This window comes from Nonomuraea longicatena (assembly GCF_039525605.1).
Lineage (GTDB): Bacteria > Actinomycetota > Actinomycetes > Streptosporangiales > Streptosporangiaceae > Nonomuraea > Nonomuraea longicatena.
On record NZ_BAAAHQ010000056.1, the window covers coordinates 84,634 to 100,458 of the forward strand.

Below are 15,825 nucleotides of genomic sequence, written 5' to 3' on the forward strand. Positions count from 1 at the left end.
CAAACGGTCCATGTCCGAGCTCACGCTGCTGCTGATCCGGCTCGCCTTCCTCGCGGTGCTGTGGTTTTTCGTCATTGCCGCAGTCGGCGTGATCCGGACTGACTTGTTCGGGTCACGCAGCACTCCGGCCAACGCCCGCAAGTCGGGCAAACCCAACAAACCAGCCGCCAAACCCAAGGCCAAGAAGGGTGAACCACGCCAACTCGTGGTGACGGGTGGCCCACTCCAGGGCACCACCATTAATCTCACGGAGACACCCATCACCATCGGCCGGGCCAACGACGCCACGCTGGTAGTCACAGACGACTACGCTTCCAGCCGGCATGCCCGGCTCTTTCCTCAGGACGGTCAGTGGATCGTGGAAGATCTCGGTTCGACCAACGGCACGTATCTCGACCGCTCAAAAGTCACCCGTCCGACCCCGGTGCCGCTCGGTGTTCCGATCCGTGTCGGCAAGACAGTCATTGAATTGCGCAAATGACCATCGCACTCCGCTACGCCGCCCGCTCGGACGTCGGCCTCCTCCGCGAAGGGAACGAGGACTCGGCGTACGCTAGCGGTCGCCTGCTCGCCGTCGCCGACGGCATGGGCGGGCACGCACACGGCGAGGTGGCGAGTTCCGTCGCCATCGCCGCAATGGCCTCGCTCGAAGAGGTCCAGCCGGGGGGTGACCTGCTCAACTCCATCGAGGCCGCGGTGCGCGACGCCAATCGCAAGCTGCACGAGATGGTCGGCAGGGATCCGAGCCTCAAGGGCATGGGCACCACTCTGACGGCGATGCTCTGGAACGGCACCCAGGTCGCCCTGGTGCATGTCGGCGACTCGCGCGCCTACCTGCTCAGACGCGGGGAGCTCTACCAGATCACCCATGACCACACGCTGGTGCAGCAACTGGTCGACGACGGGCGCATCACCCCGGAGGAGGCCGCGACGCATCCGCAGCGCTCGATCCTGCTGCGGGCGCTCGACGGCAGCGGCGAGGTCGATCCCGACCTGACCCTGCGGGAGGCACAGGTCGGCGACCGCTACCTGCTGTGCTCCGACGGCCTGTCCGGTGTGGTGAGCGCGGAGACGCTCCACGCGACGCTCACCAACATCGACGACCCGGAAGAGGTCGTGCGCCAGCTCATCGACCTGGCCAACCGGGGCGGCGGCCCCGACAACATCACCTGTGTGCTCGCCGACGTGATCGAGGTCGGCGAGGGACATCAGCCGAGCACCGAGCCCGCCGTCGTCGGCGCGGCCGGCGCCACCCGGCTGCGAACCGATCCCGGCAACCCGGCGGGGCGAGGCGGCGCGGTGACCGCTCCCCAGCCGGTCATCACCGATGACGACGACCCCGGCGGCCCGCACGCGTACGCGGGCGGTCGCCGGGCCAGACGTCGGCGGGTATGGCCTGTGCTGGTCACCGTGCTCGCCGTGGGGGGAGCCGCCGTCGGTGTCGGCGGCTACTTCGCATGGCAGTGGACCCAGGACCAGTACTACGTCGGAGCCAGTAACGACGGCGAAGTGGTCGTGTTCCGCGGGATCCAGACGGAGGTCGGGCCACTGGAGCTCTATTCGATCGCCGATTACACCGGGCGGCTGGTCAAATCCCTGTCCGAACCCGACCAGGCCAGTCTCAAGCAGGGCATTCCTGTCGAAAGCGTCGAAGAAGGCCGCAAGAGGATCAACCAGTTGAAGCCCACCGAAGAGCCGACAACCACCCCTACGCCCACAGCAAGCCCCTCAACCTCCAGATCTTCGCAGTAGGGTCGCGGTAGGTGAGTAACGAAGTGGCAGCCCCCGTCCCCATGCCCGCCAAGCGGCGTGTGGCGCAACTCCTCATGCTCGCGTTCGCGGTCGCGATCGTGATGAGCGCCTACGCGAGCGTCGGGCTCGCCATGGACGGGCAGATCCCTTCGGGCATGCTGACGTACGGCCTGAGCCTCGGCGGGTTGATGCTCGCCGCCTACGCGGCGCTGGCCAAGTTCGCCCCGTGGGCCGACCCGCTCATCCTGCCGCTGGTGACCGTGGTCAACGGGCTCGGCCTGGTGATGATCTACCGGCTCTCCGAGACCGACTCGAAACTGCCGTCGGTGACATTGGCCTCGCCCAACACGCAGCTGATGTGGACCCTGATCGGCATCGTGTTGTTCACCCTCACCCTGATCTTCCTGCGCGACCACCGCGCGCTGCAACGGCTCACCTACACCGCGGGCCTGGCCGGCCTGGCCCTGCTGATCTCACCGCTGATTCCCGGGCTGGGCAAGGAACTCGGCGGCGCCAGGATCTGGATCGGCATCGGCCCCATGCGCCTGCAGCCCGCCGAGTTCGCGAAGCTGGCGCTGGTCATCTTCTTCGCGGGCTACCTGGTCGCCAAGCGCGATGTGCTCGCCCTCGCCGGGCGGCGGCTGCTGTTCATCGACCTGCCCCGCGCCCGCGACCTCGGCCCGGTGCTCATCACCTGGGCGGTCAGCCTCGGCGTGCTGGTGCTGCAGAAGGACCTCGGCTCCTCGCTGCTGCTGTTCGGCACCTTCATCGCGATGCTCTACGTCGCCACCCAGCGGGTGTCGTGGGTCATCATCGGCGTCCTGCTCTTCGTGGGCGGCGCGCTGTTCGCCGGGATGGCCTTCTCCCACGTCAACGACCGCTTCGAGGTCTGGCTCGACCCAGGCAGGCCGGAGTTCTTCGACCGCACGCCCGGCGGCAGCGCCCAGCTCATGCAGGGCCTGTTCGCGATGGGCTCCGGCGGCATCCTCGGCAGCGGCCTCGGCAAGGGCCATCCGGAGGAGATCCCGCTGGCCTTCTCCGACTTCATCTTCCCCGCGATCGGCGAGGAGATCGGGCTGACCGGCCTGATGGCGCTGCTGATGATCTACGCGCTGATCGTCCAGCGCGGGCTGCGCACCTCGCTGGCCGCCCGCGACCCGTTCACCAAGCTGCTGGCGGGCGGTCTGTCGTTCCTTCTCGCCTGGCAGATCTTCATCATCGTGGGGGGCGTCACCCGGCTCATCCCGCTGACGGGCCTGGTCACACCGTTCATGTCCCAGGGCGGATCCGCCCTCCTGGCTAACTGGATCCTTATCGCTCTCTTGGTACGCATGTCCGACACCGCTCGGCGGCCCGCCCCCCAGGCCATCCAAGACGAAGGAATGACACAGGTGTTCCAGCGATGAACGGCCCGGTCAAGCGCATCGCGGTGGCCTGCCTGGCCATGTTCGCACTCCTCATGATCAACGTGAACTACCTCCAGGCGGTCAACGCGGAGGAGTACCGGTCGGACGCGCGCAACAAGCGCAACTACTACGACCGCTACGCCGTGGAGCGCGGGCGCATCACCGCGAGCGGCAACACGATCCTGGCCCAGTCCAAGGAGCAGAAGGGCGAGTTCAAGTTCGTCAGGGAGTACTCCAACGGACCCCTGTACGCGCACGTCACCGGCTTCTTCTCGCCGGAGAGCGCCGAGGCGATCGAGGCCAGCGAGAACACCCTGCTCGACGGGTCGAGCAACGACCTGCTGCTCCAGCGCAGCATCAACCTGTTCACCGGCGAGCCGACCCGGGGCGCCAACGTCGACCTGACCATCCGGCCGGCCGCGCAGAAGGCGGCCTACGACGCGCTGCGCCAGAGCGGCAAGCGCGGCGCCGTCGTCGCCCTCGACCCGAAGTCGGGCGCGATCCTCGCGATGGTCTCACTGCCGACGTACGACCCGTCCACGATCTCGGTGCCGGACAAGGGCTCGGCCTTCGGCGCGTACGGCAAGCTCGCCGAGAACAAGGACCAGCCGCTGCTCAACCGCGCCATCCGCGACTACTACGCGCCCGGCTCCACGTTCAAGGTGGTCACCACCGCGGCCTGGCTGGAGGACGACTCCAGCCGCGACGGCCAGACCATCGTCAACGGGCCGACCCGGCTGTCCCTGCCGGACACCAACGTGACGCTGCCCAACTACGGCGGCGCCGCGTGCGGCTCCGGCAAGGTCACGATGACGTACGCGCTGGAGCGCTCGTGCAACACGCCGTTCGGCGAGATCGGCCTTGAGCTGGGGCACGACGCGCTGGCCGAGCAGGCGCGCAAGTTCGGCGTCGGCGAGCCGCTGGAGATCCCGATGGGCGTCCAGGCCAGCACCGTCGGCGAGAAGGAGGCGGACCGGGCCGCGCCCGCGATGTCGGCCATCGGCCAGCGCAGCGTGGTGATGACGCCGATGCAGATGGCGATGGTCGCGGCGGGCATCGTCAACGAGGGCGTGGTGCAGAAGCCGTTCCTCGTCAACAAGATCACCGACGCCAAGGGCGACACGGTGGACGAGGCCAGCCCCGAGGAGCTCTCCGAGGCGATGAGCCCCGAGAACGCCGCCAAGCTGCGCGACATGATGGTCAGCGTCGTCAACAACGGCACCGCCCGCAACGCGCAGATCCCCGGCGTCGAGGTGGGCGGCAAGACCGGCACCGCGGAGACCCGTGAGGGCAAGGCCCCGCACGCCTGGTTCATCTCCTTCGCCCCGGCCAAGGACCCGAAGGTGGCCGTGGCCGTCTTCGTCGAGTCCGGCGCGGCCAGGGTCGGCGAGGAGGCCACCGGTGGCGGCGTGGCCGCCCCGATCGGCAAGGCCGTGATGGAAGCGGTGCTCAAGCAGTGATCCCGGGCATGCAGCTGGCGGGCCGCTACCACCTCGTCTCCCGTATCGCCGTCGGCGGTATGGGCGAGGTGTGGCGTGCCCTCGACCAGCTGCTCGGCCGCGAGGTGGCGGTCAAGGTGCTCGGCCCCCAGTTCGCCGCCGACCCGGCCTTCCGCGACCGCTTCCGCAACGAGGCGCGCATCACCGCCGGGCTGTCCGACTCCGGCGTCGCCCAGATCTTCGACTACGGCGAGCAGGGTGACCTGGCGTACCTGGTGATGGAGCTGGTGCCGGGTGAGTCGCTGGCGGCGATCCTCGCGCGCAACGGCTCGCTCGGGCCCGAGGTCGCGCTCGACGTGATCCAGCAGACCGCGAAGGCGCTGCACGCCGCCCACACCGCCGGGGTGATCCACCGCGACATCAAGCCGGGCAACCTGATGGTGACCCAGGACGGTGTCATCAAGGTGACCGACTTCGGCATCGCGCGGGCGCTGGAGGCGGCGCCGGTCACGATGACGGGGACCGTACTCGGGACCGCCCAGTACGTCAGCCCCGAGCAGGCGCAGGGCGCGGTGCTGACGCCCGCCACCGACCTGTACTCCCTGGGCGTCGTCGCCTACGAGTGCCTGGCCGGGCGGCCGCCGTTCCAGGCCGAGAGCCATGTGGCCATCGCGCTGCAGCACCTCAACGAGCCGCCGCCGCCACTCGGCGTGGACGTGCCCAAGCCCGTGCGCGACCTGGTCGCCGTGCTGCTGGCCAAGGACCCGGAGCGGCGGCCCGCGACGGCGCTCGACCTGGCCGACCGGGCATACGTGCTGCGCGAGTCGCTGGCGAGCATGCAGCACCACACCGAGCTGCGGATGCTCACCGATCCGGCCGGTTTCCGCGTGCGCGAGCCGGGCGCGGAGGCCACCACCGACGATCTCGGCACCGACGATCTCGGCCCGGCCGACACGGTCCAGCAGGTCGCGGCCCCCGCGCGAAAGGGCAGGCGGGGCGTTGTGCTCTTCGCCACTGCCGCCTCGGTCGCCGCCGTCGGGTTCGGCGCGGTCATGATCAACCAGGACGCGAATCAGGTCAAGCCGCCTGACGTGGCTGAACCTTCTCAGACGCTGAACCGTCCTTCAGAAGTGAAGCCCCGCAAGACCCGGTCGTCCACTCCACGGCCCCCCGTGGTTCCCGTGAAGTCGAAGCGGCCGGTACCCTCACCGTCGGCTACGGTAGGCAAGTCGGCGACTCCGAAGCCGCAGAAGCCGACGCCGAAACCGACCCCGACGCCGACCCGGACCCCGTCTCCCACACCCACCCCGACGCCCACCATGACACCGACGCCCACGCCGACCGCGGTATCTCCCGACCCGGGTATCACAAACCCGCCGAAGGAGGAGACGTGAGGCGGTTCGGAGTCGATGATGGAAGCGGGCGGCACCGGAGCGACACCACCGCGCAGGCCGGTACCCACGATGAACGGTAAGGGACAGTGCAGGAAATGACTCAGCCTCGGCTACTCGGAGGCCGCTACGAGCTCGACGGAGTCGTCGGGCGCGGCGGCATGGCCGAGGTGTATCGCGCCAGAGACATCCGGCTGGACCGCGTCGTCGCGATCAAGACGCTCCGGCAGGACCTCGCTCGCGACCACACCTTTCAGGCCCGTTTCCGCCGCGAAGCACAGTCTGCGGCCTCGCTGAACCACCCGGCCGTCGTGGCGGTCTACGACACCGGTGAGGACGTCGCCGAGAGCGCGCCCGTGCCGTACATCGTCATGGAGTTCGTCGACGGGCGCACGCTGCGCGACCTGCTGCGCCAGGACCGGCGGCTGCTGCCCGAGCGTGCGGGAGAGCTGGTCGACGGCATCCTGCGGGCCCTCGACTACAGCCACCGCGGCGGCATCGTCCACCGTGACATCAAGCCGGCCAACGTGATGATCACCCGGGCCGGCGACGTCAAGGTGATGGACTTCGGCATCGCCCGCGCGATGGCCGACTCGGCCGCCACCATGACGCAGACCGCGCAGGTGATAGGGACCGCCCAGTACCTCTCGCCCGAGCAGGCGCGCGGTGAGCGGGTGGACGCCCGCAGCGACATCTACTCCACCGGCTGTGTGCTGTACGAGCTGCTGACGGGCCAGCCGCCGTTCACGGGCGACTCCCCCGTCGCCATCGCCTACCAGCACGTGCGCGAGGACCCGATCCCGCCGTCGCAGATCGACCCCGAGATCCCGCAGTGGGCCGACGCCATCGTGCTCAAGGCCATGGCCAAGGACCCGGGCCAGCGCTACCAGAGCGCGACCGAGATGCGCGCCGACCTCCAGCGGGCGATGTCCGGTATGCCGGTCGACGCGCAGACGATGGCCATCAACAACTACGGCGCCGGCACCCGGACGATGGCGGCGACCCAGGCGCCGGGCGGGCCCGCGACGACCCGGTCGGGCGCCGTCCCGCCGTACGAGTACGGCGACCAGGGCGGCGGTGGGCGCGGCGGACGCAGGCGCGCGGGCGGCGGCGGTGAGAACAAGGCACTGAAGACCGCGGCGTGGATCCTGGTCCCGCTGCTCATCATCGGCGCGTTCATCGGCGTCGGCTACGCGTTCCTGAGCTCGGGCGACTCGGGCAAGGACAGCGGCGCGGCCAAGGTGACCGTACCCGTGCTGATCGACCAGGAGCTCACGGACGTCGAGAAGAAACTGCAGGAGCTCGGCCTGACCTTCAGCGTGACGGAGGAGTTCAACTCCGACGTCAAGAAGGGGGTCGTGATGGACAGCAAGCCCGCTGCGGGCAGCGAGGTGGACAAGGGCTCGTCCGTCGCGCTCGTGGTCTCCAAGGGCGCCGAGCGGGTGAAGGTCCCCGACGGGCTGATCGGCATGAGTGCCGAGGACGCGCGCAAGGTGCTCGAAGACGCCAAGCTACGGGTCTCGGTCAAGCAGAAGACCTCCAGCGGGACGCAGGGGCAGGTCGTCGACACCGAGCCCAAGTCGGGCGCCTCGGTGGCCCGTGACAGCGTGGTGACCCTGTTCGTGCCCAGGGCGCTGAGCACCGTCCCGAACGTGGTGGGGCTGACCGAGCAGGACGCGATCAAGGCGTTGCGCGCCGAGGGCTTCCGGGCCAAGGCGAACAGGCAGCCGGGCGACCAGCCGAAGGGCACGGTCATCGCGCAGAGCCCGGAGGCCGACGCCAAGCACATGCCGAACACGACGGTCACGATCGTGGTGTCGACGGGTCCCGCCGAGGAGCCGACGTTCCCGACCGATCAGCCGACCGGTGATCCGACGCTGCCGACGGATCAGCCGTCCACTCCTGAGGGGGATCCGGGCGACGACATCCCGATCGGCGAGGACGAGGACACCGGGTTCTGACGCTCAGTTGTCCGTAGGAGCCCCTGAGAAGCCTTCTCTGGGGCTCCTGTGTGTACAAGCAACCCCCGCCGCTCGGGGGCAACGGCGGGGGCGCTTGTTTGTGTGTCGCGTTTGCAGAGGGATGTGTTACAAGCCGGAGTTGAGCCAATTGGCAAGCAATAGATGCCCATGTGAGGACACGACAGACTCCGGGTGGAATTGCACGCCTTCGATGGGTGCTGTCCGGTGCCGCAGGCCCATGATGACGCCCTCGGGTGTCGTGGCCGTCACCTCCAGCACCTCCGGTACGGTCTCCGGCACCACCACCAGCGAGTGGTAGCGGGTCATCTCCACCGGCGACGGGATGCCCGCGAACAGCCCGGTCCCGTCGTGCACGACGGGGCTGGTGCGCCCGTGCATGATCTCGGGGGCGCGGGCCACCGTGGCGCCGTGGGCGAGCGCGATGGCCTGGTGCCCGAGGCACACGCCCAGCAGCGGCAGCCGCCGGGCCGCCGCGTGCAGCACCAGCGGCACGCTCACGCCCGACCCTTCGGGAGTGCCCGGCCCCGGGCTGATGAGCACCCCGTCGAAACCGTCGGCGTCGGCGGGCAGGACCTCGTCACGCGGCCGTACGTCGCAGGACGCCCCGAGCTGCCGAAGATACTGCACGATCGTGTGGACGAAGCTGTCGTGGTTGTCGACCACCAGGACCCTCGTCACGCGGGACTCACTTTCTCACGGTCACCTCGTCCAGGGGGACCGCCGGTTCGAGCAGGGGAAAGGCCGCGTACCAGAGTACGGCCGCCGTGACGGCCGCCAGCACCGAGGCCGCGACCACGCGGGCCGTGGTGGTGGCGCCGGGCAGTTTGCGCCAGATCCAGCCGTACATGTCAGACCTTTCGCTCCTGGGTCTCCCTGAGGACGCCGTAGACGATCAGCCGCTGGGCGGCCGAGTACTCGGGATGGCAGGTGAGCAACGTGATGAACGAGCGGGTGGGCGTGATGTCGGGCTTGCCGGGCACCGGGGCCACGACCTCGGTCTCGTCGGGCTGGACGATGTCCTGCGAGGTCACCCGGTAGGTGTAGCGGGCCTCGGCGGCCTCCACGACGATGTCGTCGCCGCGTTGCAGCTCGTCGATGCGGTTGAACGGCGCCGAGTAGGTGGTCCGGTGGCCGGAGACGACGAAGTTGCCGAGCTGGCCCGGCATGGCGGTGCCCGGGTAGTGGCCGGGCCCCCGCTTCAGGTGCTCGGTGTCGACGCCCTCGACCACGGCGTACCGGTAGTCGCGGCCCAGGCTCGGGATGCGCAGCAGCGCCAGCGCGCCGCCCAGCTCGATCTTGGGGATCTCGGGCTTCTTGTCGCGTTCGGCGACGTCCTGCGCCTTCTTGGCGGCCTCCGCCGCCTCCTCGGCCAGCTGTTGCTGCAGAAGGAGCTGCTGGCGGGCGGTGTAGGCGCTGGTGCCCCAGAGCAGGTAGGCGCAGAAGAGCATCATGATCACCCCTGCGGTGATGCTCAGCTCCCCGGCGGTCCGCAGGATGGCCCTCACCCGATCAGAGTATTCGGCGATGATCCGTACGCGGGGGATCGCCATGTCCCGCGCGTGGCGACTATCCTTGGCGAGGCTTCAACTACGCTTAACTAAGAGCCTGTGGACGATCCGGAGGCCCAGGCCCTCAGCAGGAGTACCCAGTGCCCAAGCCCAAGACTCGCAAGAAGGCGGTCTACACGCCGCCGCAGAAGACCCAGCAGGTAAAGGTCAGCCCCCGCTGGCTGGCGCCGACGATGGTCGTCGCGTGGATCATCGGCATCCTGTGGATCGCGATCTACTACGTCGCGCCCTCTCTGCCGCCATTCGCGGAGCTACAGAACTGGAACCTGCTGATCGGGTTCGTTTTCATCATCTTCGGTGTGGTGCTTTCCACCCGCTGGCGCTAGCTTTTTCCACAGCTTTTTCCACAACTGGGGAAAGTCACAGGACGCCCGCCCCGCTCCTGATCACCACCAGGGCCGCGAGGGCGGCGAACACCCCCAGGATCGCCACGCCCTGGTAGAGGGCACGGTGGTTCTTGGGGGCATAGGTCAGTGCGGCGCTCAACAGCGCGCCCGTGACGAGGCCGCCGATGTGCGCGCTCCAGCTGATCCGCAACCCGGTGAACATCGGCAGCACGAACGTGATCGCCAGATTGAGGACGATGATGATCGTGATGCCCCGGACGTCGAGGCTGAGCTTGCGGCCCACCACGAACACGGTCGCGAACAGGCCGTAGACGGCGCCGGAGGCACCGACCGTGAGCACGTTGAGCGGATCGACCCACAGGCTGAGCACAGAGCCGCCGAGGGCGCTCAGCAGGTAGAGGGCGGCGAACCTGGCGTGCCCGAAGGCCCGCTCCAGGTAGGGGGCGATGGCGTAGATCGCCCAGGCGTTGAACAGGATGTGGAAGATCGAGCCGCCGCTGTGGACGAAGGCGCTGGTGATCAGCCGGTAGTACTCACCCTGGACCGCCACCATCACGGTGTTCATGCCGAGTTCGGCAGACAGCGCGCTGTTGGCGAGCTGGGCCAGGTAGACGACGCCGATGAGGCCGAGGATCGCCCACGTGACGTAGGGCTTGCTGACCACGCCGCCACCGAAGGTGGCCTGGGCCTGCCGGACGGTACGGTTGCCGTCGGCGACGCACTCGGGGCACTGGAAGCCGACCGCCGCGTCGCGCATGCAGTCGGGGCAGATGGGCCGGTCGCACCGCTGGCAACGGACCCAGGTCTCCTTGTCGGAATGCCGGAAACACGTCGGCACCGCCTCGGCAGGCTGCTCGGGCGGGCTTGGCGGCTGGCTGGTCATGCTTTTCAGCCTATGGCCTGCCGCCCGCCCTTGGGCCATGCGTCAGGCGGGCTGCCTGTCGATGGTGACCGTTTCGAGTACGACGTCCTCCTGAGGGCGGTCGTTGCGGCCGGTGCGTACCTTGGCGATGGCGTCGACGACGTTCTTGCCCTCGATGACCTCACCGAAGATGGTGTGGCCCTGGTTGAGGTGCGGCTGCGCGGAGACCGTGATGAAGAACTGCGAGCCGTTGGTGCCCTTGCCCATGCGGATCCCGGCGTTGGCCATGGCCAGCAGGTAGGGCCGGTTGAAGTTGTTCTCCCGGTGGATCTCGTCGTCGAAGGCGTAGCCGGGGCCGCCGATGCCCTGGCCGAGCGGGTCCCCGCCCTGGAGCATGAAGCCGTCGATGACCCGGTGGAAGATCGTGCCGTTGTAGAGCGGCGCGGTGGACTTCTGGCCGGTCTCCGGGTGGGTCCACTCGCGGGTGCCCTCGGCGAGCTCGACGAAGTTGGCCACCGTCGCCGGAGCGAGCTCGGGGAAGAGCTTGATCCGGATCAGACCGTGGTTTGTCTGCAGGTTTGCGATCAGCTTCTCGGCCACGAGACAGCTGCCCCCTTCTATTGCAATGGGTTGGTATTTTCGTGTTCGCCGGCTGTGGCCGTCAGGGCCACGACCAGCATCCTCCCACGGGCCCGGATGGTTGAGCCGCCTTGTACCGGGAAGGTCACGCTCCGGGGCCCCAACGACAGGGGAGGTTGTCGTGTCCCTGACACTACTCAGAAGACGCCGCGAGGTCATCGAAGTACCCGACAGCTGGATGGGCCGGATGCGGTTCCATGCGGCACGGACGGGCCAGCGGCTGGCACCGATGGCGGATCAGGCCAAAGTGGTCGCCGCCCAGCGTTTCGAGGACGCCCGCTACTGGGCGGCACCACGGCTGGAGCATGCCGCTCATCGGGTCGAGGACCAGATAGCACCCGCTGTCAGCGCGATGCTGACGCAGGCCGCTGGACGGATAGATCCGACGCCGCCGAAGTCGCGGCGGTGGCCGCTGATCGCCCTGGTGATCGGCATCGCGATCGGGGTGGCCGGATATCTGGTCTACCGGCGAAACGCGCAGGATTGGACCGAGCAGATGAAGGACTCGGCCGAGGATGCCTCACAGTGGGTGGGCGAGAAGGCGGAGAAAGTGTCGGACTCCGCGGACAACATCGCGTCCACCGCGAACGAGAAGGCCCGGAAGATGTCCTGATTACCCCTATAGGGGGATTTATCCACAGAAAGCGCGCCTTGGCGGGAAACCAAGGCGCGCTTTCCGGTGTCACCGCACGAAGGGCCGAAACGGTTGAGGGTGCTGCGGACCCTTCGGCGGCAGTCTGACTACGGCTCAGCCGCCGTGGCAGTCGGTACGGCTCAGCCGCCGTCCCCGCTTCACTCGGCCTTCACGGCCTCGCACTGCACCGTGGCCTGCTCAGGCCGGTCCGCATCCGCCTTCTCGGTCTCTGCCTGCCAGATGTCCGTCTTCTTCAGGTCGGTCCCGACCTCCCCGCCCTTCTTCAGGTCGAGCTTCGGCCCGACCTCGGCGGCCGTGTGGCCGGCCTCGTCTGCGGACTGGGCCTCGATCTTCTGCCAGCCCTCCTCGTCGAGCGTCGGAAGCTCCTCGGCCTTGGCGGGCTCGGCCTTCTCGATCTCAAGGGTCGCCTCCGGCGCCCCCGCCGCGTCCGGAGCCTCCTTGATCTTCCCGTCCGAGCCGACGAAGATCGGCTCACCCAGCTTCACCTTGAAGGTCTTGCCGTCGCTCATGGTGCAGACGGCCGTCTCGGTCGGAGCGGGCGTGCCCGGGTCGTCCGAGGCCAGCGCGGATCCGGCCAGCCCCGTGATCCCGAGAACGCCGATCGCGCCGAGGACCAGTAGACGTCGTGTGAACATGAGCTCTCCCCTGTCGGTCGGTTGTGCCGGTCCCGACGATGCCCCGCCGTACCTGAAGCGAGCCTGAACGCACCCGAAACGGTCTTCAGGTTGGCTTTAGGTGAGGTGCGGGACGCTGTGGGACGTGCGCGTACTACTGGTTGAGGACGAGCGGCGACTGGCCGACCTGGTCAAGGGCGGGCTCACCGGCGAGGGGTTCGCGGTGGACGTCGCCCACGACGGGCGGGACGGCCTGTGGCTGGCCGGAGAGAACGACTACGACGTGATCGTGCTCGACGTCATGTTGCCCCGGATGAACGGCTACACCGTCTGCGCGAAGCTGCGCGAGGCGGGCGACTGGACACCGATCATGATGCTGACCGCCAAGGACGGCGTGTACGACGAGGCGGAGGCGCTCGACACCGGCGCCGACGACTACCTCGCCAAGCCGTTCTCGTACGTGGTGCTGCTGGCCAGGCTGCGGGCACTGGTCCGGCGCGGCGGCAGGGAGCGGCCGGTCTCGATCACGGTCGGCGACCTGGTCATCGACCCGGCCGGACTGCGCTGCCGCCGGGGCGAGCAGGAGATCGCGCTCACGCCGAAGGAGTTCGCCGTGCTGCACGGCCTGGCCCGCCGCGCGGGCGAGGTCGTCTCGAAGCGCGACCTGCTCGCCGCCGCCTGGGACTTCGCCTACGACGGCGACCCCAACATCGTCGAGGTCTACATCAGCGCGCTGCGCCGCAAGATCGATCTGCCGTTCGGCAGATCGACGCTGGTGACGGTCCGCGGCGCCGGATACCGGTTGGAGGCGGGCCGATGAAGGCGACATCCTCGGTACGGCTGCGGGCCACGCTGGCCGCCACGCTCGTCGTCGCCGCCGCGCTGGCCGCGGCGACGTTCGTCCTGGTGACCGCGTTGCGCGGGAACCTGGAGAGCAGTACGCAGGCCGACGCGGCCCGCAAGGCGGTGGAGGCCGCCCGGCTGACGGGCGTGGAGGGCTCGACGATCGAGCTCTCGCCCATGGAAACGGTCAAGGTCTGGCCTGCGGAGACCGTCGAGGTCTCGCCCGTGGAGACCCCCGCCCCCGCCGAGAAGGCCGAACCCGCGTCCAGCCCGCCCGCGCGCCTCTCGTTCGTGCCCGCCGAGCCCGTGCCCAGCCCGCCCGCGCGCACCGAGCCCAAGCCCGCCAAGAAGCTGTCCGTCAACGACCCCGACGTCGTGTACATGGAGGCGGGCGGGCGGCTGGCGGCGGACTGGGCGAAGACGGAGTCCTACTCGATGGTCGGCCTGGCGGTCACCACCGACGAGGGCATGGGCACGCTCGTCGCCCGGTCGTCGCTGACCCCCGCGAGGGAGGCGCTCGCCACGCTCAAGAACGTGCTGCTGCCCGCCGCCCCGGCGCTGCTGGTGGTCGTGGCGGGGATGACCTGGTTGTCGGTCGGCCGGGCGCTGCGGCCGGTGGCCGCGATTCGCGCCAAGGTCGCCGACATCACCGCCCACGACCTGCACCAGCGGGTGCCCGTACCGTCCTCCGCCGACGAGATCGCGCAGCTCGCGACCACCGTCAACGGCACGCTCGACCGGCTGGAGAGCGCGGTCGAGCGGCACAAACGGTTCGTCGCCGACGCCGCGCACGAGCTGCGCAGCCCGATCGCGACCCTGCGGGCCCGCCTGGAACTGGCGCCGGGCAGCGAGCTGACGGCGGAGGCGCTGGCCGACGTGGAACGCCTGCAGGCGCTGGCGGGCGACCTGCTGCTGCTGGCGCGGCTGGACGCGGGCGAGCCGATCCAGCTCGCCGACGTCGACCTGGGCCAGGTCGCCGCCGAGGAGGCGGTGCGGGTCGAGCGTCGCCCCGAGGTGGAGCTGCGGCTGGACATCCATCCGGACGTGGTCGTGCAGGGCGTGAGCGGCCATCTCGGGCGGATGGTGACGAACCTGGTCGGCAACGCGGTACGGCACGCGGCCACGGCCGTCGAGGTCAGAGTGCACGCGGACGGGTCCACGGCGGTCCTGGAGGTCCTGGACGACGGGCCGGGCATCCCGCCCGAGCGGCGCGAGGACGTCTTCGACCGGTTCACCCGCCTGGACGAGGCCAGGGCCCGCGACGAGGGCGGCGCCGGGCTCGGCCTGCCCATCGCCAGGGACCTCGCCCACCTGCACGGGGGCACCCTGCACGCCGTGGACGGCGGTCTGGTCGCCCGTCTGCCCATGCGGGAGTGATCGGCCGGCGACCCGGTCAAGCGGGGGCTTACCGGGTGCCGCCGTCGACTTCGGCGTCCAGCTGTTCGGCGTCCAATTGGAGGAAGGCCCGTTCGACCGCCTGCCGGACGACGTCCTCCGGGTAGGGGAAGGCGGCGACCAGGTCGCGCAGGCCCTCCACGTGGGCGCGTCTGGCGAGGGCGGCGACCTCGGCCAGTTCCTCCTGCTGCGTACGGACGAAGGCGCGGTCCACCACCGCGCCGTGGCCCGGGACGATCACCGGCTCGGGTGTCCGGGCCAGCATCGCGGCGGTGGTCAGCGGCCAGTCGAGCGGGAAGGAGTCGCCGAACGCCGGCGGCGCGCCCTCCTCCACGAGGTCGCCCGCGAAGACCACGCCGGCGTCGGGGACGTGCACGACGATGTCGTTGCTGCTGTGCCCGAGCCCGAGGTGGCGCAGGTGGACGACCCGGCCGCCGATGTCGAGCATCGCCTGGTCGGTGAAGGTGTGGTCGGGCAGGACGATCTCGACCTCCTCCAGTTCCTCGCGGCGCGCCTCCGGAAGGGCGGCGATCACACTGGCCCGCTGCCGCTCCCCCGACTCCCCGATGACCTCGGCGCACCTGACGTGCGCCCAGATCTCGGCGGGCAGGAAGCTCGCGTTGCCGAAGAAGTGGTCGAAGTGCGAGTGGCTGTTGACGACCGTCCACGGGTCCGGGGTGATGCGCCGGATCGCCGCGATCAGGTCGGCGGCCTCGCGGTGCGAGGTGCGGGTGTCGATCACCAGGCACTGCCCGTCGCCGACGATCAGTCCCACGTTCATGTCGTACGACTCGTGCCGCCTGACGAAGACGCGGTCGCCGACCTCCTGCCACGGTTCGTTCATGCGCTGGTCCTGGAACTCGGCCGGGCGCCCTGCGGCCCAGCAGGGCGGATTGTCATGGTCATCTCCCGAACGAGGTTATCGTCAGTGG

Annotated in this window: 17 protein-coding genes; 10 read left to right on the forward strand and 7 right to left on the reverse strand. The window is 69.4% G+C overall.

The features are described 5' to 3' along the window. Positions 1-10: 10 nt before the first annotated feature. The 6 genes from ABD120_RS37655 to pknB all read left to right on the forward strand — a co-directional run bounded on the left by ABD120_RS37655 (position 11) and on the right by pknB (position 7,949). On the forward strand, positions 11-481 hold the full coding sequence (locus ABD120_RS37655) for an FHA domain-containing protein FhaB/FipA (protein ID WP_343955156.1): 471 nt from the start codon (positions 11-13) through the stop codon (positions 479-481). Continuing rightward, positions 478-1,752 (forward strand): Stp1/IreP family PP2C-type Ser/Thr phosphatase, encoded by a 1,275-nt coding sequence (locus ABD120_RS37660; protein WP_343955157.1) that lies wholly within the window; start codon positions 478-480, stop codon positions 1,750-1,752. Before ABD120_RS37655 ends, ABD120_RS37660 begins: the two co-directional genes overlap by 4 nt. 41 nt (positions 1,753-1,793) lie before the next feature. Next, positions 1,794-3,158, forward strand: a complete 1,365-nt coding sequence (locus ABD120_RS37665; RefSeq protein ID WP_343955193.1) for an FtsW/RodA/SpoVE family cell cycle protein — start codon at positions 1,794-1,796, stop codon at positions 3,156-3,158. Continuing rightward, complete coding sequence (locus tag ABD120_RS37670) at positions 3,155-4,618, forward strand: peptidoglycan D,D-transpeptidase FtsI family protein (protein WP_343955158.1); 1,464 nt, start codon at positions 3,155-3,157, stop codon at positions 4,616-4,618. Before ABD120_RS37665 ends, ABD120_RS37670 begins: the two co-directional genes overlap by 4 nt. Positions 4,619-4,626: 8 nt before the next feature. Next, on the forward strand, positions 4,627-5,991 hold the full coding sequence (locus ABD120_RS37675; protein WP_343955159.1) for a protein kinase domain-containing protein: 1,365 nt from the start codon (positions 4,627-4,629) through the stop codon (positions 5,989-5,991). A gap of 95 nt (positions 5,992-6,086) precedes the next feature. Next, positions 6,087-7,949 (forward strand): Stk1 family PASTA domain-containing Ser/Thr kinase, encoded by a 1,863-nt coding sequence (pknB, locus tag ABD120_RS37680; RefSeq protein ID WP_343955160.1) that lies wholly within the window; start codon positions 6,087-6,089, stop codon positions 7,947-7,949. 126 nt (positions 7,950-8,075) lie between these two features. On the opposite strand, the gene ABD120_RS37685 is transcribed toward pknB, so the two are convergent. Genes ABD120_RS37685 through ABD120_RS37695 form a run of 3 tightly spaced genes read right to left on the reverse strand, consistent with a single transcriptional unit; the run spans position 8,076 to position 9,475 of the window. Next, complete coding sequence (locus ABD120_RS37685) at positions 8,076-8,648, reverse strand: anthranilate synthase component II (protein WP_343955161.1); 573 nt, start codon at positions 8,646-8,648, stop codon at positions 8,076-8,078. 7 nt (positions 8,649-8,655) lie between these two features. Continuing rightward, on the reverse strand, positions 8,656-8,817 hold the full coding sequence (locus ABD120_RS37690; protein WP_343955162.1) for a hypothetical protein: 162 nt from the start codon (positions 8,815-8,817) through the stop codon (positions 8,656-8,658). Between the two features lies 1 nt (position 8,818). Continuing rightward, positions 8,819-9,475 (reverse strand): class E sortase, encoded by a 657-nt coding sequence (locus ABD120_RS37695; RefSeq protein WP_343955163.1) that lies wholly within the window; start codon positions 9,473-9,475, stop codon positions 8,819-8,821. A 143-nt stretch (positions 9,476-9,618) separates the two neighbouring features. On the opposite strand from ABD120_RS37695, the gene ABD120_RS37700 reads away from it, so the two are divergent. Continuing rightward, on the forward strand, positions 9,619-9,864 hold the full coding sequence (locus tag ABD120_RS37700; protein WP_343955164.1) for a cell division protein CrgA: 246 nt from the start codon (positions 9,619-9,621) through the stop codon (positions 9,862-9,864). Positions 9,865-9,898: 34 nt separating this feature from the next. Here ABD120_RS37700 and ABD120_RS37705 read toward each other — a convergent pair whose 3' ends face one another. Then, entirely contained in the window at positions 9,899-10,768 is an 870-nt protein-coding gene (locus ABD120_RS37705; RefSeq protein WP_343955165.1) for a rhomboid family intramembrane serine protease, read from the reverse strand. A 42-nt stretch (positions 10,769-10,810) separates the two neighbouring features. Further along, entirely contained in the window at positions 10,811-11,347 is a 537-nt protein-coding gene (locus ABD120_RS37710) for a peptidylprolyl isomerase (RefSeq protein ID WP_343955166.1), read from the reverse strand. 226 nt (positions 11,348-11,573) lie between these two features. Here ABD120_RS37710 and ABD120_RS37715 point away from each other — a divergent pair, with 226 nt between their 5' ends. Then, positions 11,574-11,999, forward strand: a complete 426-nt coding sequence (locus ABD120_RS37715) for a YtxH domain-containing protein (RefSeq protein WP_343955167.1) — start codon at positions 11,574-11,576, stop codon at positions 11,997-11,999. Between the two features lie 179 nt (positions 12,000-12,178). Here the strand turns inward: ABD120_RS37715 and ABD120_RS37720 are convergent, their stop codons facing one another. Next, positions 12,179-12,676 (reverse strand): hypothetical protein, encoded by a 498-nt coding sequence (locus ABD120_RS37720; protein ID WP_343955168.1) that lies wholly within the window; start codon positions 12,674-12,676, stop codon positions 12,179-12,181. A gap of 124 nt (positions 12,677-12,800) precedes the next feature. Here ABD120_RS37720 and ABD120_RS37725 point away from each other — a divergent pair, with 124 nt between their 5' ends. Both ABD120_RS37725 and ABD120_RS37730 read left to right on the forward strand, forming a co-directional pair. After that, positions 12,801-13,475: a response regulator transcription factor gene (locus ABD120_RS37725; RefSeq protein ID WP_343955169.1), complete on the forward strand. Its 675-nt coding sequence runs from the start codon at positions 12,801-12,803 to the stop codon at positions 13,473-13,475. Then, the gene (locus tag ABD120_RS37730) at positions 13,472-14,875 is read left to right on the forward strand and encodes an ATP-binding protein (protein ID WP_343955170.1); all 1,404 of its coding nucleotides are present in this window, start codon (positions 13,472-13,474) and stop codon (positions 14,873-14,875) included. The genes ABD120_RS37725 and ABD120_RS37730 overlap by 4 nt, the downstream gene beginning before the upstream one ends. A gap of 28 nt (positions 14,876-14,903) precedes the next feature. On the opposite strand, the gene ABD120_RS37735 is transcribed toward ABD120_RS37730, so the two are convergent. Beyond that, the gene (locus ABD120_RS37735) at positions 14,904-15,737 is read right to left on the reverse strand and encodes an MBL fold metallo-hydrolase (RefSeq protein WP_343955171.1); all 834 of its coding nucleotides are present in this window, start codon (positions 15,735-15,737) and stop codon (positions 14,904-14,906) included. Between the last annotated feature and the right edge of the window lie 88 nt (positions 15,738-15,825).